General features: G+C 55.5%; 23 protein-coding genes. 11 read left to right on the forward strand and 12 right to left on the reverse strand.

Annotated elements, in window-relative coordinates; translation table 11 throughout:
* The first annotated feature begins 22 nt into the window (after positions 1 to 22).
* The 3 genes from ltaE to ABLV17_RS16900 all read left to right on the forward strand — a co-directional run bounded on the left by ltaE (position 23) and on the right by ABLV17_RS16900 (position 3,578).
* On the forward strand, positions 23 to 1,024 hold the full coding sequence (gene ltaE, locus ABLV17_RS16890) for a low-specificity L-threonine aldolase (protein ID WP_308958105.1): 1,002 nt from the start codon (positions 23 to 25) through the stop codon (positions 1,022 to 1,024).
* Between the two features lie 10 nt (positions 1,025 to 1,034).
* The gene (locus tag ABLV17_RS16895) at positions 1,035 to 2,477 is read left to right on the forward strand and encodes an SDR family oxidoreductase (RefSeq protein WP_087859977.1); all 1,443 of its coding nucleotides are present in this window, start codon (positions 1,035 to 1,037) and stop codon (positions 2,475 to 2,477) included.
* A gap of 87 nt (positions 2,478 to 2,564) precedes the next feature.
* On the forward strand, positions 2,565 to 3,578 hold the full coding sequence (locus ABLV17_RS16900) for an NAD(P)-dependent oxidoreductase (RefSeq protein WP_308958104.1): 1,014 nt from the start codon (positions 2,565 to 2,567) through the stop codon (positions 3,576 to 3,578).
* A gap of 45 nt (positions 3,579 to 3,623) precedes the next feature.
* On the opposite strand, the gene ABLV17_RS16905 is transcribed toward ABLV17_RS16900, so the two are convergent.
* The gene (locus tag ABLV17_RS16905) at positions 3,624 to 4,466 is read right to left on the reverse strand and encodes an N-acetylmuramoyl-L-alanine amidase (protein ID WP_087859979.1); all 843 of its coding nucleotides are present in this window, start codon (positions 4,464 to 4,466) and stop codon (positions 3,624 to 3,626) included.
* A complete protein-coding gene (locus ABLV17_RS16910; protein ID WP_348854508.1) occupies positions 4,454 to 5,593 on the reverse strand; it encodes a membrane-associated sensor domain-containing protein in 1,140 nt (379 codons plus the stop codon). The genes ABLV17_RS16905 and ABLV17_RS16910 overlap by 13 nt, the downstream gene beginning before the upstream one ends.
* 364 nt (positions 5,594 to 5,957) lie before the next feature.
* Between ABLV17_RS16910 and yahO the strand changes: the two genes are divergently transcribed.
* From yahO to artJ, 8 genes are all read left to right on the forward strand, one after another.
* Positions 5,958 to 6,230, forward strand: coding sequence for a DUF1471 family periplasmic protein YahO (yahO, locus tag ABLV17_RS16915; RefSeq protein ID WP_045396302.1), 273 nt, complete (start codon positions 5,958 to 5,960; stop codon positions 6,228 to 6,230).
* Positions 6,231 to 6,532: 302 nt separating this feature from the next.
* Positions 6,533 to 7,720, forward strand: a complete 1,188-nt coding sequence (locus ABLV17_RS16920; protein ID WP_308958102.1) for an outer membrane protein transport protein — start codon at positions 6,533 to 6,535, stop codon at positions 7,718 to 7,720.
* 145 nt (positions 7,721 to 7,865) lie between these two features.
* A complete protein-coding gene (locus ABLV17_RS16925) occupies positions 7,866 to 8,381 on the forward strand; it encodes a lipoprotein (RefSeq protein ID WP_015367514.1) in 516 nt (171 codons plus the stop codon).
* Positions 8,382 to 8,607: 226 nt separating this feature from the next.
* Complete coding sequence (gene artP / locus ABLV17_RS16930; RefSeq protein ID WP_015367515.1) at positions 8,608 to 9,336, forward strand: arginine ABC transporter ATP-binding protein ArtP; 729 nt, start codon at positions 8,608 to 8,610, stop codon at positions 9,334 to 9,336.
* Positions 9,337 to 9,355: 19 nt separating this feature from the next.
* Positions 9,356 to 10,087 (forward strand): arginine ABC transporter substrate-binding protein ArtI, encoded by a 732-nt coding sequence (gene artI, locus ABLV17_RS16935; RefSeq protein ID WP_015367516.1) that lies wholly within the window; start codon positions 9,356 to 9,358, stop codon positions 10,085 to 10,087.
* 6 nt (positions 10,088 to 10,093) lie between these two features.
* Positions 10,094 to 10,810 (forward strand): arginine ABC transporter permease ArtQ, encoded by a 717-nt coding sequence (gene artQ / locus ABLV17_RS16940; protein ID WP_015367517.1) that lies wholly within the window; start codon positions 10,094 to 10,096, stop codon positions 10,808 to 10,810.
* A complete protein-coding gene (artM, locus tag ABLV17_RS16945) occupies positions 10,810 to 11,478 on the forward strand; it encodes an arginine ABC transporter permease ArtM (protein ID WP_015704859.1) in 669 nt (222 codons plus the stop codon). The genes artQ and artM overlap by 1 nt, the downstream gene beginning before the upstream one ends.
* 179 nt (positions 11,479 to 11,657) lie before the next feature.
* Complete coding sequence (gene artJ / locus ABLV17_RS16950) at positions 11,658 to 12,389, forward strand: arginine ABC transporter substrate-binding protein ArtJ (protein ID WP_015367519.1); 732 nt, start codon at positions 11,658 to 11,660, stop codon at positions 12,387 to 12,389.
* 62 nt (positions 12,390 to 12,451) lie between these two features.
* Here the strand turns inward: artJ and ABLV17_RS16955 are convergent, their stop codons facing one another.
* The 10 genes from ABLV17_RS16955 to rimK all read right to left on the reverse strand — a co-directional run bounded on the left by ABLV17_RS16955 (position 12,452) and on the right by rimK (position 22,414).
* Complete coding sequence (locus ABLV17_RS16955) at positions 12,452 to 13,924, reverse strand: ATP-binding protein (RefSeq protein ID WP_213317750.1); 1,473 nt, start codon at positions 13,922 to 13,924, stop codon at positions 12,452 to 12,454.
* Positions 13,921 to 14,637, reverse strand: coding sequence for a response regulator transcription factor (locus ABLV17_RS16960; RefSeq protein WP_015704857.1), 717 nt, complete (start codon positions 14,635 to 14,637; stop codon positions 13,921 to 13,923). Before ABLV17_RS16960 ends, ABLV17_RS16955 begins: the two co-directional genes overlap by 4 nt.
* A gap of 77 nt (positions 14,638 to 14,714) precedes the next feature.
* On the reverse strand, positions 14,715 to 15,842 hold the full coding sequence (rlmC, locus tag ABLV17_RS16965; RefSeq protein WP_308958100.1) for a 23S rRNA (uracil(747)-C(5))-methyltransferase RlmC: 1,128 nt from the start codon (positions 15,840 to 15,842) through the stop codon (positions 14,715 to 14,717).
* Between the two features lie 42 nt (positions 15,843 to 15,884).
* Entirely contained in the window at positions 15,885 to 16,373 is a 489-nt protein-coding gene (locus ABLV17_RS16970; RefSeq protein ID WP_045396319.1) for a YbjO family protein, read from the reverse strand.
* A gap of 58 nt (positions 16,374 to 16,431) precedes the next feature.
* Positions 16,432 to 17,277, reverse strand: coding sequence for a putrescine ABC transporter permease PotI (gene potI / locus ABLV17_RS16975; protein WP_015367524.1), 846 nt, complete (start codon positions 17,275 to 17,277; stop codon positions 16,432 to 16,434).
* A complete protein-coding gene (potH, locus tag ABLV17_RS16980; RefSeq protein ID WP_015367525.1) occupies positions 17,274 to 18,227 on the reverse strand; it encodes a putrescine ABC transporter permease PotH in 954 nt (317 codons plus the stop codon). Before potH ends, potI begins: the two co-directional genes overlap by 4 nt.
* 10 nt (positions 18,228 to 18,237) lie before the next feature.
* Entirely contained in the window at positions 18,238 to 19,371 is a 1,134-nt protein-coding gene (potG, locus tag ABLV17_RS16985; protein WP_015367526.1) for a putrescine ABC transporter ATP-binding subunit PotG, read from the reverse strand.
* 123 nt (positions 19,372 to 19,494) lie between these two features.
* Positions 19,495 to 20,607 (reverse strand): spermidine/putrescine ABC transporter substrate-binding protein PotF, encoded by a 1,113-nt coding sequence (gene potF / locus ABLV17_RS16990; RefSeq protein ID WP_032711260.1) that lies wholly within the window; start codon positions 20,605 to 20,607, stop codon positions 19,495 to 19,497.
* A 330-nt stretch (positions 20,608 to 20,937) separates the two neighbouring features.
* Positions 20,938 to 21,423 carry a YbjN domain-containing protein gene (locus ABLV17_RS16995; protein ID WP_015367528.1) on the reverse strand — a complete coding sequence of 162 codons (486 nt, stop codon included), beginning with the start codon at positions 21,421 to 21,423 and terminating at the stop codon, positions 20,938 to 20,940.
* An 88-nt stretch (positions 21,424 to 21,511) separates the two neighbouring features.
* The gene (rimK, locus tag ABLV17_RS17000; RefSeq protein WP_308957787.1) at positions 21,512 to 22,414 is read right to left on the reverse strand and encodes a 30S ribosomal protein S6--L-glutamate ligase; all 903 of its coding nucleotides are present in this window, start codon (positions 22,412 to 22,414) and stop codon (positions 21,512 to 21,514) included.
* Between the last annotated feature and the right edge of the window lie 12 nt (positions 22,415 to 22,426).

A 22,426-nucleotide genomic window follows, 5' to 3' on the forward strand; every position in this document is an offset into this window, starting at 1 on the left:
TGAATCAGAACAAGGATATGCCGTGATAGATCTTCGCAGTGATACCGTAACTCGCCCCGGGCGCGCCATGCTGGAGGCCATGATGGCCGCCCCGGTCGGGGACGATGTGTATGGCGACGACCCGACCGTCAATGAACTCCAGCGCTATGCCGCTGAGCTCGCAGGTAAAGAGGCGGCGCTGTTTCTGCCTACCGGCACCCAGGCCAACCTCGTTGGCCTGCTTAGCCACTGTCAGCGCGGCGAAGAGTACATCGTCGGCCAGGGCGCGCATAACTATCTGTATGAAGCCGGCGGCGCAGCGGTGCTGGGCAGTATTCAGCCGCAGCCGATCGATGCCGCGGCGGACGGTTCGCTGCCGCTGGATAAAGTCGCGGCCAAAATTAAGCCCGACGATATCCATTTCGCCCCCACCCGCCTGTTAAGTCTGGAGAATACGCACAACGGTAAGGTGTTGCCGCGGGGCTATCTGCAAGAGGCCTGGGCGTTCACCCGCCAGCGTAATCTGGCGCTACACGTCGATGGCGCGCGTATCTTCAACGCCGTTGTAGCGTACGGCTGCGAGCTGCGCGATATCGCGCAATACTGTGATTCGTTCACCATCTGCCTGTCAAAAGGGCTCGGCGCGCCGGTCGGTTCTCTGCTGCTGGGCAGCGAAGCGTACATCCGACGCGCCATTCGCTGGCGTAAAATGGTCGGCGGCGGGATGCGTCAGGCTGGCATTCTGGCCGCCGCCGGTCTGTACGCTCTGCGAAATAACGTTACCCGTCTGCAGGAAGATCACGACAACGCCGCGTGGATGGCGGAACAGCTACGCGCCGTCGGCGCTGACGTGATGCGCCACGACACCAACATGCTGTTCGTGCGCGTCGGTGAGGAGCAGGCGCGCGCCCTCGGCGAATTCATGCAGGCTCGCGGCGTGTTGATCAACGCCTCGCCAGTCGTGCGTCTGGTCATGCATCTCGATGTTAACCGCCAGCAGTTGACGGAAGTGGTCGGTCACTGGCAAGCCTTTTTACAACGCTAAGGAGTCAGGCGTGTCGCAATCTATTCTGGTGCTCGGCGCCAGCGGCTATATTGGCCAGCATCTGGTGCGCGAATTAAGCGCACGAGGTTATCCGGTGTTGGCGGCGGCACGCCATATCGACAGGCTGCAGAAGCTCGATCTTCCCGGCGTCACCTGCCACGCTATCGACCTCAATCAGCCGCAGGATCTCCCTGCTCTGCTTCGCGGGGTTGATACCCTTTACTACCTGGTGCATGGCATGGGCGAAGGCGGCGATTTCATCGCCCATGAACGCCGCGTCGCCGTTAACGTGCGAGATGCCTTGCGTCAGACGCCGGTGCGCCAGGTCATCTTTCTCAGCTCGCTGCAGGCGCCAGCCCAGGAGCAGTCCGACCATCTGCGCGCCCGCCAGGTGACGGCCGATGTCCTACGCGAGTCAGGGATCCCCGTTACCGAGTTACGGGCGGGTATCATCGTCGGCGCCGGATCCGCCGCTTTTGAAGTGATGCGCGACATGGTTTACAACCTGCCGGTGCTTACGCCGCCGCGCTGGGTACGATCGCGCACCACGCCCATCGCGCTGGAAAACCTGCTCTACTATCTGGTGGAGTTACTTAACCATCCGGCTCGCGAGCACCGCGTCTTCGAGGCTGCCGGTCCGGATGTCCTGAGCTATCAGCAGCAGTTCACCCATTTTATGGCGGTCAGCGGCAAGCATCGCCTGTTGATCCCTATCCCCTTTCCGACCCGCTGGATTTCGGTGTGGTTCCTGAACGTTATCACCTCGGTCCCCCCCACCATCGCTAAAGCGCTGATTCAGGGGCTAAAACACGATCTGATCGCCGACGATCGTTCGCTACGCGCGCTGATCCCGCAAACGTTGATTCCCTTCGATCAGGCGGTGCGTCGTACCCTGAAAGAGGAAGAACAGCTGGTGAACTCCAGCGACTGGGGCTACGACGCTCAGGCTTTCGCCCGCTGGCGGCCGGAGTATGGCTACTACCCAAAGCAGGCAGGCTGCACCGTCAGCACCCAGGCGAGCCGTAAGGCACTGTGGCAGGTGGTGAACCAAATCGGCGGCAAAGAGGGCTACTTCTTCGGCAATATCCTGTGGAAAATCCGCGGCGCTATGGACCTACTGGTCGGCCACCGCCTGGCCAAGGGGCGACCGCAGCATGATTATCTGCAAACCGGCGATACGGTAGATAGCTGGAAGGTGATTATTGTGGAAGAAGAACAACAGTTAACCCTATTGTTTGGCATGAAAGCTCCCGGTCTGGGTCGTTTAAGCTTTACTATTAGCGATAAAGGCGACCATCGCGAACTCGACGTTCGCGCCTGGTGGCATCCACACGGCATGCCCGGCCTGTTCTACTGGCTACTGATGATCCCGGCGCATCTGTTTATTTTTCGCGGCATGGCGCGACGCATCGCCCGCCAGGCCGAGCAAATCACAGGCAAAAACGAAGATTAAGCGTTATTCTTTCATGATTCTCATTGCATACTCGGGAGAATCACGGAAAAATGCGCACGAAATTCTTTTCTGGGACAGTAGATTGATATGAAGGTACTGGTTACCGGTGCGACCAGCGGATTAGGCCGTAATGCGGTGGAATATCTGCGCAACAAGGGCATCAGCGTGCGAGCGACCGGGCGCAACGAAGCGATGGGTAAGCTTCTGAGCAAAATGGGCGCGGAATTTATTCCCGCTGATCTAACCGAACTGGTCTCTTCGCAGGCTAAAGTGATGCTCGCCGGTATTGATACGCTTTGGCACTGTTCCAGCTTTACCTCGCCGTGGGGTACCCAGCAAGCCTTCGATTTAGCCAACGTTCGTGCGACTCGTCGTCTTGGCGAATGGTCCGTTGCCTGGGGCGTACGCAATTTCGTCCATATTTCATCGCCTTCGCTCTATTTCGATTATCACCACCATCGCGATATTCAGGAAGATTTCCGCCCGCACCGCTTCGCCAATGAGTTCGCCCGCAGCAAGGCGGCCAGCGAAGAGGTTATCAACCTGCTGGCGCAGGCGAACCCGCATACCCGCTTTACGATATTGCGCCCGCAAAGCTTGTTCGGGCCGCATGATAAAGTCTTTATTCCGCGCATGGTGCAGATGATGCGTCACTACGGCAGCGTGCTCTTGCCGCGCGGCGGTAACGCGCTGGTGGACATGACTTACTACGAAAACGCGGTGCATGCGATGTGGCTTGCCAGTCAGCCGCAGTGCGACCACTTACCTTCCGCGCGGGCGTGGAATATCAGCAACGGCGAGCCGCGGACGCTGCGCAGCATTGTGCAGAAGCTCATCGACGAGCTGGGCATCAAGTGCCGAATCCGCTCGGTGCCCTATCCGATGTTGGATATTATTGCCCGCAGCATGGAGCATTTCGGTAATAAATCGGCAAAAGAACCGGCTTTCACCCATTACGGCGTTTCGAAGCTCAATTTCGACTTTACCCTCGATATCTCCCGCGCTCAGCAGGAACTTGGCTATCAGCCGATCGTTACCCTGGATGAGGGGGTTATCCGTACCGCCGCGTGGTTAAAGGACCACGGCAAACTGCACGATTAAAACCGACGCTTACGGCAGCAAACCATCCTGTTTGCTGCCAAAGGTTTACCCTTGCCCATATTTTTCCAGCAACGCCTCGGCGATGGCCTGCGTTTGCGCATCGGCCACGCCGTCCCAGCGTGCCGGCCTGAAGTGCATCTGGAAGGCCATAATCACCCGTTTTTGCTGCGCCGGGGTCATCTCCGGGGTGACCTGATAGCCGTAGCGCGACAGCAGGTCTAACAATTCTCCGCTATCAACCGGCTGCCAGCTTGGACGCCCTTGCAGATAAAAGGCGACACGTGAATCATCAGGCCAGGCGCCAATCCCCTGCTGCGCCAGCGCCCGCCACGGGAACAGCGGGCCAGGGTCATCCTTGCGCTGCGGCGCGATATCGGCATGAGCGACGACGTTTTGCGGCTGAATGTGATAGCGGGCAATGATATCTTTCGCCAGCGGGATAAGCGCTTCAATTTGCGCTGGATTAAATGGGGTAAAACGTTTTATATCGCCATTTTTTTGCCAGCCGCGATTTTCCAGCTCAATACCGATCGAGGTATCATTGATGCGCGTGCTGCCGCGCCAGAAGCTGATGCCGGCATGCCAGGCTAAATCTTCCTCCGGCACCAGTTGCCAGATACGCGGTTTACCGTGGTGCAGCGGCGGCTGCTCGGGAATTAAATAGTGTGAACTGACCTCTTTGTCGGTCAGGGTCGCCAGCGAGACATCAAAGTTATCGGCGGTATAGTGAATGACCAGGACTTTAATACGCGGATAGGCCGCCTGTGCCGGATGGCGGGTATCCAACTGATAACCCTGTTTGTCGACAATACCCTGCTCCTGCGCACAGCCTGCCAGTAGCAAAGCGGCAAGCGCAAGCTGGAGAATACGCTTTCCTAATAAGACCATCGATTACGCCCTTCCTGCTTAGCTTTATACAGCGCAGCATCCGCCTGCGCGATCAACTCTGAAGGTGGAGTGCTTCCATCTGAGGCAACAATTCCCATACTGACCGTCACCAGCGGCCCGGCATCGGATTTGGCATGCGGCAGCGCCGCTTCGCGAATCTTCTGTTGGATCCGCTGCGCCACCGCCGTAGCGTTATCTAATGATTGCAGCGGCAGAACAATCACAAACTCCTCGCCGCCATAGCGCGCCACCATATCATCCTGCGCGCGCACCGACATTTTCAATACCGAGGCGATACAGGAAAGGCAATAATCTCCCGCCTGGTGCCCGTAGTGATCGTTATAACGTTTAAAGAAATCGACATCGAGAATAATAAGCGCCAGCGGCTCTTTACCTTCCCACGCCTGAGCTAAAAAATTGTCCAACGCCCGGCGGTTCGCGGTCGCCGTCAACGCATCCTGATTCGCCATGTTTTCCAGCCGGTTAATCAGCTGAATATTCTCCTGATGGGTGTTCCAGGCCTCGTCATACCAGCGCTGCAAGATCTGACGGCCGTATACCATAATAGCGGTACATATTCCCCAAAGGATTAAAAAACGTAAATCGACGCCGTGATGTATTTGCACCCCTGCAAGCAACGAGGTAACCCATAAAGGAACAAGATAAGCCGCAATGCCCACCGGGAAATAATAGAGCGCGGCAAGACCGGTGGTCATTAAAATAACCAGCAGCGGCCACGCGAACGGCAATGACCAGAAAATGATGAAGCAGTAACTACTCATCGACCAACATAAACTGAGGATCAACAAGATAGCGGAAATCACTTTTGTAGCATAGGTACCACTTAATATCCGCCCGGAGATAACCATCAGGCAAAGCGCCAGCGAGAAAACAATAATGGCCCCAAGCGCCATCTCCAGATAAGGAATAATATAATGGTTAGACAACCTTTGGTGATCGAACTCGGTGAACAGAACGTTGCGGAAGATGACCATCAAGGCAAAGGAGATATTGACGAACGCCAGCCACGGCATGCTGCGCGACAGCGCGTGCTTTTGTACATTTTCGCGATTGGCCCACAGCATCGTTCGATTTTCGCGCGGATCCAGCCGTTGTTCTGTCGGCATAGCTACTCCTTTTTCAGCTTCCGGACAATGCGTTAAGCTGCCTGCGGTGACTTTTCTATATGATAAACCATCAGCCCGGGAATGTCTGTTGCCGGCCGCTTCAGCCACTCGCTGCTTAACGTCATTTTCAGCTAACGACAGATAAAAAAGGTCTTACGACCCGATACAGTCTATTGCGCAATAAAAAGCAAGCGTTATCAATGAGAACCACGTCATCTTTTCTTTAAAAAATCGTTAATTAAAGGTCATAAAAATGCAGCATTTCGCTTGAAAAAAAGACGGGCTTGATTCACTCTGAGGGCGCTCATTGGTTAGTTAAAACAAGGGCATGATGATAGCAAGATAAACAATGGAGATTAATAATATGAAATATGCAGCTTTAGTGGCAGGTGCAGCATTGTTTTTAACCGCGAACGCATTTTCTGCAGAAATTCTGAGCAAAGAAGATTTCGCTAAAGTACAGGGTCAATACCACAAAATTGGTACCATCTCCTCTACCGGACAAACTGCGCCGAGCGATGCGCGCGAAGAACTGATCAAAAAAGCCGATGAAAAAGGCGCTGACGTTGTGGTTCTCTCTTCCGGCAATACCGATAAGAAACTGCACGTATCCGCGAATATCTATAAGAAGAAATAATTAGTTATTTCTGATATAGAAACATTATCATCGCATGGTGATAATGTTTCTTACTTATTACTCGGCGAACGTTTATTTTTATACTCTTTTTCCATTTACCCCTCGTTAATAGTCATATCAAATATGCGCCATCATCAGGATGGTCATTCGCATAGCGTTTAAAAATAGCTAAACCACTCCGTTATCGGACTCGCAATACATCCCCCGGACTATCAATATAAATCCGATGCTATAACAGATATGCCCAATATACTTTTGTGGCATAAGAATATGCTCGCGTTTTACATTACCGCAGGTGGCAAATGAAAAAAATCGCATTCCTTATTTCTGGGTTGCTCTGCTCAGGCTTCAGCCATGCCAGCGCACTCTATTTTTATGAAATCGGCACCGAAGACGTCGGCCTGGCAGGCGCAGGCCAGGCCGCCCGCGCGCAGGACGCCTCCACCATCGTCACCAACCCTGCCGGCATGACCCGGCTTCCTGACCATATGTTTACCGGCGGCGCGCAGGTCATGGGCGGCGATATCCCGTATCAGATGAATAACGAACACGGCGGTAATAGCCCTGGTAACGTGATGAATCTGTTTCCTAACGCCAGCGGCTTTTACGCACAGAAAATTAACGATGATTTATATGCCGGGATTGGCTTGTACGGCAACTACGGTTTAGGCATCGATTTTGGCAACTGGGCCGGCGATCGTCTTATCAAGAAAAGCACCATGGTGGCGATGACGCTGAGCCCGTCGCTGGCGTGGAAACTTAACGATCGTCTCTCTGTCGGCGCATCCGCCAACCTGAACTATGGTTATTTATCGCTGACGCGTAACGTCGACGGTAATGACGAGAAAGATAAAGACCATGACTGGGCGATGAGCTATCGTCTGGGTCTGCTGATGCAGTTAACCGACCAGACCCGCGCCGGCATCACCTGGAACAGTAAAACCGATTATGACTTTAACGTTAAGGGCAAAGCGCGTTTCCCCAATTTACCGAACGCTGCGTATGATTTGCCACTCTCCGCCCAGGTCCGCGCGCCGCAGCAGATCATGCTCAGCATGGTCCACGATATCAATAAACAGTGGTCGGTGATGGGCGATCTCGGCTGGCAGGACTGGAGCCAGTTCGGCAGCCCGCAAATCACCGTTGCCGGTCACGAAAGTAGTAAAAATAACCGCCTGAAAGACTCCTGGCATAGCGCCGTCGGCGTGCAGTACCGGCCGACCGAGCAATGGCGTCTGAACGCCGGCGTCGGTTTCGACAGTACGGTTTATGATTCGCAAAGCGACACGGCGCTCTCCCTGCCAACCGGCGATGAGTGGCGCTTCGCTACCGGCGCGCAATACCAGATAACCCCCGCCAGCAATATCGGCGTCGCGGTATCTTATCTACATATGCAATCTTCCCACGTAAAATCTCCGGAAATTATCGCCGGCAGCTACGATCACCCTTACCTGTGGTTCGCCAGCGTCAACTATAGTTATCAGTTCTGATGCGCCGGCTGCCCGCGCAAGAGGCGCGGGCACCGATGGTCGTTGTCACATCAAGGTCTTAGCTCTTTGCGTCAAGTACAATTGGCGCGCTTACGCTATGCTTTAGCAGAATCTAACAACGTAGTGAGTTCATAAGGAAATCATCATGCGCTACAACATTCTTGCACTTGTTTTGCCTTGCGCACTGGCGCTGAGCGCCTGTACCACCGTGACCCCGGCTTATAAAGACAACGGCACCCGCAGCGGTTCCTGCATCGAGGGCGGCCCGGACGAGGTAGCGCAGCAGTTCTATGATTATCAAATCCAGCATCGCAATAACGATCTCACCGCGCTGCGCCCGTATCTGAGCGACGATTTGGCTAAACTGCTGAACGACGCTCGTCAGGACCCATCGCGTAACGCGCTGCTGCAATCAAATCCATTCTCCAGCAGTTCTACCCCGGCGGATAGCGCCGACGTCGCCAGCGCCTCAACCATCCCGAACCGCGATGCGCGCAATATTCCGCTGCGCGTTGAATTAAAACAGGGAACCCAGAGCTGGAAAGATGAAGTGCTGATGATTCAGGAAGGCCAGTGCTGGGCGGTTGATGATGTCCGCTATCTTGGCATAAACAGCCACGCTCCGGCCGGCTCGCTGCGTCAGAGTCTTGAGAAACGCTAATTTCGGCGTTAAAGCCACCCCGCTGAAACGATAACCCCGGTAAAATGTCGGTATTCCGTGCGGTAATGCCGACATTTGTTCCCCCCTACCACACGAACCCATATTTTGTGCTAACTTTAGTGATAAATGTGGTTTACATTTAACTTTTAACGCATAAATATTGCATAACTATTCTGTCAAAGGTACTATTTGCGGCCTCAATAGCTATTTGTATCAGACTGCCCAGATGAGTATTAAACTAAACGGCATTAATTGCTTCTACGGCGCGCACCAGGCGCTGTTCGACATCACGCTGGATTGCCCGCAGGGGGAAACGCTGGTGCTCCTCGGCCCAAGCGGCGCCGGTAAAAGCTCGCTGCTTCGCGTACTCAACCTGCTGGAGATGCCGCGTTCCGGTACCTTAAACATCGCCGGTAATCAATTCGACTTCACCAAAGCGCCGTCTGACAAAGCTATTCGCGAGCTGCGCCAGAATGTCGGGATGGTCTTCCAGCAGTACAACCTGTGGCCACACCTGACCGTGGTGCAAAACCTGATCGAAGCCCCGTGCCGCGTGCTGGGCTTAACCAAAGATCAGGCGCTGGCGCGCGCCGAAAAACTACTTGAGCGTTTACGCCTTAAACCTTACAGCGACCGCTATCCGCTGCATCTGTCAGGTGGTCAACAGCAGCGCGTAGCGATAGCCCGCGCGCTGATGATGGAGCCGCAGGTGCTGCTGTTTGATGAACCCACCGCCGCGTTGGATCCGGAAATTACCGCCCAGATCGTCAGCATCATTCGCGAACTGGCGGAAACCGGAATCACCCAGGTTATCGTTACCCACGAAGTGGAAGTGGCGCGTAAAACCGCCAGCCGCGTGGTGTATATGGAAAACGGGCATATCGTTGAGCAAGGGGATGCTAACTGCTTCGCGCATCCGCAAACCGACGCCTTTAAAAACTATCTTTCACATTGATGTTTTCGGGGAAATAACGATGAAAAAAGTACTGATTGCCGCTCTGCTCGCGGGCATGAGCCTTTCCGCTACCGCAGCCCAGACTATCCGTTTCGCCACCGAGGCCTCCTACCCTCCGTTTGAGCTGGTAGACGCCAACAACAAAATCGTCGGCTTTGACGTCGATCTGGCTAACGCGCTGTGTAAAGAGATGGACGCGACCTGCACCTTTACTAACCAGGCTTTCGATAGCCTGATCCCAGGGCTGAAATTCCGCCGTTTCGACGCCGTCATGGCCGGTATGGATATCACCCCTGAGCGTGAAAAACAGGTGCTGTTCAGCACCCCGTATTATGAAAACTCGGCGCTGTTTGTCGGCCAGCAGGGCAAGTTCACCGGCATTGACCAGCTGAAAGGCAAAAAAGTTGGCGTGCAGAACGGTACTACCCATCAGAAATTTATTACTGATAAACATCCGGAAATCACCACCGTTCCTTATGACAGCTACCAGAATGCCAAACTGGATCTGCAAAACGGCCGCATTGACGCCGTCTTCGGCGACACGGCGGTAGTGACCGAATGGCTGAAGAGCAATCCGAAGCTGGCCCCGGTGGGTGATAAAGTGACGGATAAAGACTACTTCGGTACCGGCCTCGGCATTGCGGTTCGTCAGGGCAATACCGAGCTGCAGCAGAAATTTAACGCTGCGCTGGAAAAAGTGAAGAAAGATGGGACGTACCAGACCATCTATAGCAAATGGTTCCAGAAGTAACGCTGAATGAACGAATTTTTTCCATTAGCAAGCGCCGCCGGGATGACCGTCGGCCTTGCCGTTTGCGCGCTGGTCATCGGCCTGGTGCTGGCGATGCTTTTCGCCGTGCTGGAGTCGGTGAAATGGCGCCCTGTGGCATGGCTGGCGACCGGCATCGTGACGATTTTACGCGGCCTACCGGAAATCCTGGTGGTGCTGTTTATCTACTTTGGTTCCTCGCAGCTGCTGCTGACGCTGTCTGACGGTTTTACTCTCAATCTTGGGTTTGTGCAGATTCCGGTACAGATGCAAATTGAAAACTTCGACGTCAGCCCGTTCCTCTGTGGCGCCATTGCGCTTTCCCTGCTCTATGCCGCCTATGCCTCGCAGACCCTGCGCGGCGCCTTGAAAGCGGTGCCGCAGGGGCAGTGGGAGTCCGGACAAGCGCTGGGTTTGTCAAAGGCGGCGATATTCTTTCGCCTGGTGATGCCGCAGATGTGGCGCCATGCCCTGCCGGGCCTGGGCAACCAGTGGCTCGTATTGCTGAAAGATACCGCGCTGGTCAGCCTTATCAGCGTCAACGACCTGATGCTGCAAACCAAAAGTATTGCTACCCGTACTCAGGAGCCGTTTAACTGGTACATCATTGCAGCAGCGATTTATCTCGTCATCACCCTGTTGAGTCAATACATCCTCAAGCGTATTGACCAGCGTGCGACGCGCTTCGAACGGAGACCAGGTTGATGCTCGATTACTTACCCGAACTGCTGAAAGGGCTGCATACTAGCCTGACGCTGACGGCGGCATCGATCGTCGTGGCGCTGATCCTGGCGCTGATCTTTACCATCGTCCTGACGTTAAAAACGCCGGTGGTGGTATGGATCGTCCGCGGCTATATCACGCTGTTTACCGGTACGCCGCTGCTGGTACAGATCTTCCTGATCTACTATGGACCAGGACAGTTCCCGTCATTACAGAATTACCCGGTGCTGTGGCATCTCATCTCTGAGCCCTGGCTGTGCGCGCTGATCGCCTTGTCGTTAAACAGCGCGGCTTATACCACCCAGCTGTTCTATGGCGCCATCCGCGCCATTCCGGACGGCCAGTGGCAGTCCTGCAGCGCGCTGGGGATGAGCAAGAAGGATACGCTGGCGATTCTGCTACCGTATGCTTTTAAACGCGCCCTCTCCTCGTACTCTAACGAAGTGGTGTTGGTCTTTAAGAGCACCTCGCTGGCTTACACCATCACGCTGATGGAAGTGATGGGCCATGGCCAGCTGCTTTACGGGCGCACCTATGACGTGATGGTCTTCGGCGCAGCCGGCATCATTTATCTGGTAGTGAACGGCCTGCTGACGCTCTTGATGCGTCTGGTGGAAAGAAAAGCGCTGGCCTTCGAGCGCCGTAACTAACATCACGAAATGCATAAACAGTAAATAATGAAACGGGTAAGTGCTATTGCTTACCCGTTTTTTTTATAACCAATAAAATAAACATACAACTTTATTGCATATAAATTCATTTAGTGGCATTGTGAACTTCAGCCGTTAACCGGCACAACATCATAAGATTGACCGACGGGAGTCCCACTATGAAAAAGTTAGTTCTGGCCGCACTGCTTAGCTCTTTCGCCTTTGGCGCCGCTGCCGCGGAGAAAATCAGCTTTGGCGTTTCCGCGACCTATCCGCCATTTGAATCCATGGATGCGAATAACCAGATTGTCGGTTTCGATCTCGATCTGGCCAAAGCGCTGTGTAAGCAAATGCAGGCCGACTGTACTTTTACCAACCACGCTTTCGACAGCCTGATCCCGGCGCTAAAATTTAAAAAGTATGATGCGGTGATTTCCGGCATGGACATCACGCCTGAGCGTAGCAAACAGGTCGCGTTTACCGACCCGTATTATGCCAACTCGGCGCTGGTGATCGCCAAAAAAGACGCGTACCACTCTTTTGATGACCTGAAGGGTAAGCGTATCGGCATGGAAAACGGCACCACGCACCAGAAATACCTGCAGGATAAGCACCCGGAAGTCAAAACCGTCGCTTACGATAGCTACCAGAATGCCATTATCGACCTGAAAAACGGCCGTATCGACGGCGTCTTCGGCGATACCGCGGTGGTCAACGAATGGCTGAAGACCAACCCGCAGTTAGGCGCGGCGACGCCGAAAGTAACCGACCCGCAGTACTTCGGTACCGGCCTCGGCATTGCGGTGCGCCCGGATAATAAAGCGCTGCTGGAAAAACTCAATGCCGCGCTTAAAGCGATTAAAGCTGACGGAACCTACCAGAAAATTAGCAACCAGTGGTTCCCGGAGTAAGACCTGCGCTTCCCGGCTTACGGTGCAACCGTCTGAGCCGGGCCTATCGGCAGCGCTCTCCCTCACAACGGCAGGGTAAACTGGAAACAGGCCCCTGCCGGTACTTCCAGCAGGCGAATATCGCCCCCGTGCAGTTGCAGCATCCGGCGAACAATCATCAACCCCAGCCCGCCCCGTGATGCGCTCTGCTGCCCCGGTTCCAGTACCGATGGCCGCTCAAACAGATTGGCCCGTAATTCACCGGCGACGCCCGGGCCGCTATCGGCCACCTCGACCACCACCTGCGTCCCCTGCAGGCGCGACGACAGACGAATTTCGCCCCCATGCGGAGTGTGGCGGATGGCGTTATCCAGCAGATTGGTTAATACCCGCTCCATCATCGAAAGGTCAGCCTCAACCAAAGGCAAGCCTGACGCCAATTCCAGGCGCAGACGGATTTCGCGGGTGGCAATCGCCAGATCGAATTTTTGCGCCACGTCCTGAATCAGCTCAGCAAGGATAAACTTTTCCGGCTGCGGCTTAATACCGCCATGTTCAAGGCGAGCCAGCTCAAATAGCTGTTGTGAGAGATGACGGACTTTATTTCCCTGGCGTAGCGCGATATTCAGATACTGCTTGCGCTCCTGCGCCGTCAGGCGATCATCCTTAAGCGATAACGTCTCCAGATATCCCAGCAGCGAAGTCAGCGGCGTGCGCAGGTCATGCGAAATATTGGCAATGAATTCCCGGCGCTGACGATCGCTATCAGCCAGCCGATCCCATTGCCCGGCGATCTGCTGCGCCAGTTCGATAAACCGGTTATGCAGCAGCGCCACTTCATTTCCGGGATGCGGGTCCGGCGCCTGCGCCGCCAGCGCCTTAATCGCGCGAATGCTGTCGCTATCACCCGCCGCCACCAGCGCCGTCAGCTGGCGTACAGGGCGTGTCACCCAGTACCACGCCAGGCCGCCGGCCAACAGGCCAAACAACGCCACCAGCAGCAGGGTCCATAGCAGCAGGCTCCACAGCGTCTTCTGCCAGGCGCTCTGTGCCAGTTCATTAAACGTTTCGCCCTGCAGAATAATATAAAGATAGCCACGTAGCTGGCCGTCAAGGCGTAGCGGCGCGGCGCTAAATACTTTTTGCTGGTCCACGCTGCGCGGATCGTCGCCATAAATCGGCCACGCGCCGCCGGAGAGAAACGTCTGCACCGGCGCCATGGCAATGCGCTGGCGTTTAATGTGCCCCGGCGGCGCGGCATCCGCCAGCAGCTCGCCATCCGGCGAAACGAGGTACAGCTCGACGCTTGGGTTAAACACCATCAGACGGTCGAAGAGTGGTTTCAACGCCGCGCGATCCACCTCGCCGTGGGCGTTGAGCAGCGGCTCGCGGGTGGCAATCTGCTGCGCCAGACCGGCGGAAAGCCGTTGCACCATGACGTTACCGTACTGCGCGCTGCTATAGAGCTGGAGCAGACAAACGGACAGCGCGCACAGCAGCAGCAAGGCGATAAACACCAACGACAGCCGCTGGCTGAGGCTGAGTCGGCGGATCATGACTGCGCCCCGGCGCTATAGGGCGCAAATTTATAGCCCTTCCCCCAGACGGTAAGAATAATGTCCGGCTCTGCCGGGTCGCGCTCTATTTTCGTGCGCAGACGATTAATATGCGTGTTGACCGTATGTTCATAGCCTTCATGCTGATAGCCCCAGACGCTATCCAGCAGCGCCAGGCGCGAAAAAACTTCGCCGGGATGGCGGGCAAAGTAATACAGCAGATCGAATTCGCGCGGCGTGAGATCCACCAGTTCACCGCGCAGCCTGACTTCCCGGGACAGCGGGTCGATATTCAGGCCGTGGCAGGCGATACGTCCGGCATCCATCAAGAGATTTTGTCCCATCGCTTCCTGACGGCGGAACACCGCCTTCACCCGGGCAATCAGCTCCAGCAGGGAAAAAGGTTTCGCCAGATAATCATCGGCACCCATCTCCAACCCCTGCACGCGTTGGGTTTCGCTGGAACGGGCGCTAATAATAATCACCGGCAGATAGCGCGTTTGCTGGCGGATGCGACGGCAAATCTCCAGCCCGTCGACGTTGGGCAACATCAGGTCAAGAATCACCGCATCCCAGACGCCGTTATCCAGCTGGCGCAGCGCCTGCGCGCCGTCCGCCTCGTGCACGATTTGATACCCTTCATCCTGCAGATTCAGGCGCAACAAAGCCGCGATATCATCATCATCTTCCACCAGCAGGATTTTTTTACTCATCAGATTCGCTCCACGAATTTCACGCTCGTTTCATAAAGCTTACCCGATTTCAGCCGCTTAAAGAGTTCACATTTTGTTTAAACTTCACGAACCAGCAGCGTCAGCACTTCATAATGCGCGGTATGTGGAAACATATCGAACAACTGTACTCGCTCAAGGCGATAGCCCTGCAGAAGATCAATATCTGCGGCCATTGTCCGGGCGTTACAGCTCGAATAAATGATATACGGCGGCGCCATGCGGCTTAGATAATCGCACAGTTCGGCGCCGATGCCGCGCCGCGGCGGGTTGACCAGCACCAGCTGTGGAATATCGTCTTCATGCGTCGCGAATTGCGTGGAATCCAGCGCCTGAAAATGAAGATTGGTTAATCCCAACTGGGCCGCGGATTGCTTCGCGCAGGCGATGGCTTCCGGGGCGATTTCGATCCCGGTAAGACGCATCTGCGGGGTGGCGCAGTGCAAGCCGAAACCGCCGACGCCGCAAAATAGATCCCACATGTGGTTGACCGGCAGCGCGCGTACCCAGTCGCGGGCGGTCGCATAGAGCTGGCTCGCCACCGCCGGGTTGGTCTGGAAAAAGCTTTGCGGGCGGATCCACAGCGGTACACCGTTAAAGTTCTCCGCCAGCGCCTGTTGATCGCTGAGGAAAATCTCCTCCTCCCCTTCCATGATAGCCATGTGCACGGGCTGAATATTGGCGGTAATCACCTTAAGCTGCGGCAACTGCTGCTGTAACCACGGCAGCGCGGCGCGCAGTTGTTCAAGCTTAGCCGCAGAGCGCAGAACGAAACGCAACATCATGCCGCCCTGTTGGCTTTCGGTCAGCAGCAAATACTTCAGTTCGCCGCGCTTGCGGGCAACGTTATAGGGGGTGAGTCCGGCGCGGGCGATAAACGGCTTCAGCGCGGCGAAAACCGGTTCAAAACTCGGCGGATACAGCGGGCAATCGGTGAGATCTTCCGGCGTGCCATCGCGATGCAGCATGCCGAGCAGCGGGCGCTCGACGCTACCGCTTACGACCATTTTCGCTTTGTTGCGAAACGCCGTCTCCGGACCTGAGACCGGAGCAAGCCATGTCGCCACCGGATGACTCGCCAGCAGTTCGCGCAGGTTCGCCATTTTATCGGCGAGCTGTTGCGTCAATGGCAATTCCAGCCACTGACAGGAACGGCAGCGGCCCGCGTCGTAAAGTGCGCAATGCATAAGAAGACCTTCAAGAAAACCGGGGCGGGGATTGTATCACCGTTATTGCAAGCGGAAAAACCGTCGGCACGACGCCGGGATAAACAATAGCGCCAGCACCAGCAGATCCGGCAGCTTTTGCAGAAACAGCGCATGGAGAATTTCCCGCTTCGACTCGCCGGCCACGCTGAACAGTTCCGGATAGCCGTAGCCAATCGAGGCCGCCCACAGATAAGAGATGACGATGATTTGCGTCAGCAGGTAGAGCCAGCGCGCCCAGTTGCGGCCTTTCACCAGCGAAAAGGCGCACCAGATCTCGATAAACACCAGCGCCAGGCTCGCCAGAAACACCAGCGTCAGGGCCCAGGTTTGCACACTACGATGAATAAAATCGGCAATCCCCTGCACGCCGAGCTGATTGAGGATCATTAACAGATCGAGACCGCGAATTAAGATAATAGCGAAGGCCGCCACCTGTACCAGCACAGGGACGTTAAGACGAGCATGAGACGATCGAGTTTTTGTAAACAATCCCAACGTAAAGTCATCCATGAAAACGGCGCCACGAGTGCGGCGCCGATAATAGGCTCTGTTAGCGATTTTAGTGGGTTCAGCCCCTTCTTGCACGCTGGATATCGCGCACGCGCTGCTTTTCTGCGCGAGCCATTAAATACCAGGCGATAAAACCGACAATTCCCACCACGCCGAGGATTAAGGTCGCCAGGGCGTTAATTTCCGGGTTAACGCCCATCCGCACGCTGGAGAAAACCAGCATCGGTAGCGTCGTCGCCCCCGGCCCGGAAACGAAACTGGCAATGACCAGGTCATCAAGAGACAAGGTAAATGCCAGCAGCCAGCCGGAAATGACCGCGGGCATAATCATCGGCAAGGTTATCACAAAGAAAACCTTCAGCGGCGCGGCGCCGAGATCCATCGCCGCCTCTTCGATTGACCTGTCCAGCTCGCGCAGACGTGAAGAGATAACCACCGCCACATAGGCGGTACAGAAGGTGACATGCGCCAGCCATATCGTCAACATGCCGCGATCCGATGGCCAGCCGATGGAATGCCCCAGCGCGACGAACAGCAGCAGCAGCGACAGCCCGGTAATCACATCAGGCATCACCAGCGGCGCGGTGATCATAAAAGCAAAACCGTTGGAACCGCGAAAACGGCCAAAACGCACCAGAACCACCGCGGCAATCGTGCCGAGGATCGCCGCCGCCGTCGCCGCGCAGGCGGCAATGGTCAGGCTTAACCCCACCGCGCTCATCATCGCGTCATCATGAAACAGCTCGCTATACCAGCGCGTCGACCACCCCGCCCATACCGTCACCAGCTTCGAACTGTTAAATGAATAGATAACCAGCATCAGCATCGGCGCATACAGGAAGGTAAAACCGAGCACGAGGATCAGAATCCGCCATGGCGAACGTACTACCGGTAAGTCATTCATCCATGATCCCCCATCTGTTTTTGCTGATGCTTGTGGAACCACATGATCGGCACGATCAGCAACAGCAACATCACAATCGCCACCGCCGATGCTACCGGCCAGTCGCGGTTATTAAAGAACTCCTGCCACAGCACGCGGCCAATCATAATGCTGTCGGGGCCGCCGAGCAGTTCCGGGATCACGAACTCGCCCACCGCCGGAATAAACACCAGCATCGAACCGGCGATAATGCCGCCTTTCGTTAACGGAACAATCACCTGGAAGAAAGTTTTTAACGGCCGGGCGCCGAGATCCAGCGACGCTTCCACCAGCGAATAGTCGATACGCGTCAGCGCGGTATAAATCGGCAGCACCATGAACGGCAGGTAGGCGTAAACGATACCGATGTACACCGCCAGGTTGGTATGCAAAATCTCCAGCGGCTGATCGATAACTCCAAGCCACAACAAGAAATTATTGAGCACCCCGTTGCTTTTCAGCAGCCCCATCCAGGCGTAAACGCGAATGAGGAACGAGGTCCACGAAGGTAATATCACCAACAGTAGCAGGATATTTCGCGTCGATGGTTTACTATGCGCCACAGCCCACGCCAGCGGATAGCCCAATAGCAGACAGCAAAAGGTGGAAATGGCCGCCACCTGCAGCGACTGCAGATAAGCCTCAAAGTACAGCGGATCGTCGGTCAGTTGCAGGAAGTTGCCGAGGTTGAGCGTCAACGTCAGTTGACCGTCGGCCCATGACAGTAACTCGGTATAGGGTGGGATCGCCCGCGCCATTTCGGCCAGACTGATTTTAAAAACGATCAGGAATGGCAGTAAAAACAGCAGGATTAACCACAGATACGGCAGCGCAATCACCAGCTTACGCCCGTGGGCCATCTGCTGGCGCGCCAGCCACAGGGCAAAACCGCCGGGCTTTTTGCCGCCGGCTGGAGGTTCTAATGTGCTCATCGCCCTCTCCTTACACCGTCAGAACAACGCAGCTATCGGCGTCCCAGCACAAGCGAACTTCATCACCCCAGGTCGGCATGCCTTTGCGATGGCGATGTTCGTTTTGCAGCTGGGCGCTTATCATCTGCCCGCTTTTGAGACGGACATGATAGATAGACAGATCGCCGAGGTAGGCAATATGGATAACCTCGCCTACCGCAAAGTTAAAGCCGTCCGCCGGCGGTTCGTCGCAGAGCATGATTTTCTCAGGACGCAGCGCCACCCAGACCGGCACGTTATCCACCACCGAGGCATCCGGATCGACCTTCAGCGGATGTACCAGCCCCGGCGCATTCAGTACCAGACCATCTTCCAGCCGCTCTTTGACCAACCCTTCGAAGACGTTTACCGAACCGATAAACTCGGCGCTATAGCGAGTCGTCGGATGTTCATAGATCTCCTCCGGCTCGCCTATCTGCACGAACTTGCCGCGGTTCATGATGGCGATACGACCCGCCATGGTCATCGCCTCTTCCTGGTCATGGGTGACCATCACGCAGGTGACGCCGACGCGCTCAAGAATATCCACCACCTCAAGCTGCATCCGGTCGCGCAGTTTTTTATCTAACGCGCCCATCGGTTCATCGAGCAGCAGCAGTTTAGGCCGCTTCGCCAGACTACGCGCCAGCGCCACGCGCTGACGCTGGCCGCCGGAAAGCTGGTGCGGCTTGCGTTTGGCGAACTCCTGCATATGCACCAACGCCAGCATCTCCTGGACACGGGCGTTAATCTCCGCCTTCGGCAGCTTGTCCTGCTTGAGACCAAAGGCGATATTTTGCTCAACAGTCATGTGCGGAAACAGCGCGTAAGACTGGAACATCATATTGATCGGCCGTTGATACGGCGGCACGCGCGCCAGGTCGACGCCATCCAGCACAATCTGCCCGGCGGTGGGCAACTCAAAACCTGCCAGCATGCGTAGCAACGTCGATTTCCCGCAGCCGGACGCGCCCAGTAAGGCAAATATTTCGCCTTTATAAATGGTGAGATTGACATCATCGACGGCGTGTTGCCCATCGAAGGATTTGGTTAAATTACGGATTTCCAGCAGCGGGGTCAGCGCTTTGGGGGCTTTCGCCTGTGGGCGGGGCATTGCGTCATTCACTCGGGTGCTCTCCGGCAAATACAATCACCGTATGGCCCGGTTGCCATACATTCTTCAGTTCTATGTCCGCCAGCGAACAGCAGGTCAGACCTTTACAGGCCCGGCGTACCGGGCCTGATGGCGTTATTTTCCGCTTTTCACTTTGGTCCATGCGCGGGTGCGCACGCGGTCAATCTTCGGATCCTGCACCTTGAGGGTGAACAGCTTGGCGAAGACATCCTCCGGCGGGTAAATCGCCGGGTTGTTACGGATATCGGCGCTGACCAGCGGCGTCGCCTCTTTGTTGCCGTTAGCGTAGTAGACGTGATCGCTGATGTGGGCGATGACCTCCGGGCGCAGCAGATAGTTCAGGAACTGATAGGCTTCGTCTTTATTTTTGGCATCCGCCGGCATGGCGAAGACATCAAAGAAGGCCAGCGCCCCCTCTTTCGGAATGAAGTAGGAGATATTGACGCCGTTCTTCGCCTCTTTGGCCCGATTCGCCGCCTGCCAGACATCGCCCGCCCAGCCAATCGCGACGCAGATATCGCCGTTTGCCAGGTCATTAATATATTGCGAAGAGTGGAAGTAACGGATATTGGGCCGCAGCTTCAGCAGCAGATCGGTTGCCGGTCCGGTGTAATCATCGGCTTTGGTGCTGTTTGGATCTTTACCGAGATAGTTCAGCACCGTCGAGAAAATCTCTTCCGGGGCATCAAGGAAGGAGACGCCGCAGCTTTTCAGCTTCTCAAGGTTTTCCGGTTTCAGCACCAGATCCCAGCTGTTTAACGGCACGTCTTTACCCAGCGCCGCTTTCACTTTATCGACGTTATAGCCGATGCCGGTGGTCGCCCACATGTACGGCATCGCATATTTGTTATCGGGATCGTGACGCGCCACCAGTTGTAAAACTTTCGGGTCGAGGTTTTTCCAGTTCGGCAGTTTACTTTTATCAAGCGGCTGGAACACTCCGGCCGCCAGCTGGCGTTCAAGGAAGCTTGCCGACGGCACCACCAGATCGAACCCGGTGCTGCCGGCCATTAATTTACCTTCCAGCACCTCGTTGGAATCAAATACGTCATACACCACTTTAATTCCGGTCTCTTTTTCAAAATTGGCGACCGTGTCCGGCGCAATATAATCAGACCAGTTATAGACGTGCAGCGTTTTTTGTTCCGCTGCGAGCGAGCCGGCAGAAACGGCCATCAGCGCACCCGTAATCACACCTGTTAACCATTTTTTACCCAAGGCGGTCATATCTCTGTTTCCTTCTCAAGGCCCGTTAATTCACGGACGCAATAGACGAACCTGAACGCATGCAAGAATCATGCATATTTTTCATTGCCTGAGATAAGGAGAGGAAACCTCTCCCTGATTGGCTGCCCGCAAATGGACGCCTCGCCAGAATAACTGTAGCCAGAATAAGAGGATATAGCCCAGGCAAAAAAACGCCCTGGATCATATTTCCAGCCAATAAAGGTCTACGAGATAAAAGCGAAGCGGTAAAACAGCAGTGAATAATTCTTTAAATGAGGGTTTGTGACAGAATAAATAAGCAACCGCCATCGCAGCGGCTGCTTTTATTAATTAGTGCAGAAAATGGTATTGCACTTCTTCGGCTGCGGCCTCTTCTTCCTGCTCTTCTGCTTTATACAGCAGTTGATTGGCGCCGGCTTCCAGAATGACCATCGAGACCTGCTCTTCGCTCTGGCGGAAGAACCAGGCAAACTGTTCAAGCGTGACGCCCGCGCCAACGGGCAGCGCCTGGCAAACCACCAGCTTCGGCAGGTTATCATCCTGAATATCAAGGAACGCTTTTACGGTCAGCGAACTGGCGTTAATCGCCGACAGGTCCGCCGATAGCGGCAGTAGCGCCGAAGGCTTCACTTCCGCCAGCGCCGAAAACAGCACCACGTTGTCCAGCAGGTCGATTTTGGCATCGAAAATACCGTCGAAATTCTGCATATGCGGCAGGTGCAACGCCTGGCAGGAGTCGCACTCAAAAAAACTGATGCCTAACTCGTCGAGCCAATGACGTAACGTATCAAGACCCGGAACGACCAGTGAATCCATAGTGCCTGTGACCTCTTGCTGGATAAAAAACGACGCATAGCTTACGCAAAAAATGCGTCGCATTCCATGAAAGGATAACGAAGTGACGCTACCCTCCCATTTTTAGACAATATCCAGGCGTTGCCTGACGCTCGATCCACGCGATCATTCGCCCGGCAATATCGACGTGAGTGGTGGTTTCAATCCCTTCCAGCCCCGGCGAGGCGTTAACTTCCATCACCAGCGGACCGCGATGGGCGCGCAGGATATCCACGCCTGCCACGTCCAGACCCAGCGTTTGCGCCGCTTTAATCGCCATCTCCCGCTCCTGCTCGCTAAGCGTGGCCGTAGTGGCGACGCCGCCGCGGTGCAGGTTAGAGCGAAAATCGCCCTCCTTCGCACGCCGCTCAATCGCCGCCACTACTTCATCGCCAACCACCAGGCAGCGGATATCGCACCCTTTTGCCTCAGCGATATATTCTTGCACCAGAATGTGCGCATTGAGGCCACGGAAGGCGTCAATCACGCTTTCCGCCGCCTGCCGCGTTTCCGCCAGCACCACGCCGATCCCCTGCGTCCCCTCCACTAACTTCACCACCAGCGGCGCGCCGCCGACCATGGCGATCAGATCGCTGGTGTCGTCCGGGGAATGGGCAATGCCGGTGACCGGTAGGTCGATCCCCTGACGCGCCAGCAACTGCAGCGAGCGCAGCTTATCGCGGGCGCGGGTAATCGCCACCGACTCGTTTAGCGGATAGCTGCCCAGCAGTTCGAACTGCCGCAGCGCGGCGGTGCCGTAATAGGTGATAGCCGTGCCGATGCGCGGAATGACTGCATCAAAATGGGGCAACTGTCGCCCTTTGTAGTGAATCGAGGAGGCCACCGGGCTGACGCTCATATAGCAGGAGAGCGGATCGAGGATCTCGACCTGATGCCCGCGTTTTTGCGCGGCTTCACGCAAGCGGCGGCAAGAATAAAGCGTTCCATCCCGGGATAATATAGCGATTTTCACCCAACACCTCTT

Origin of the sequence: Klebsiella sp. CN_Kp091, assembly GCF_040065095.1 — a bacterium.
GTDB lineage: Bacteria > Pseudomonadota > Gammaproteobacteria > Enterobacterales > Enterobacteriaceae > Klebsiella > Klebsiella aerogenes.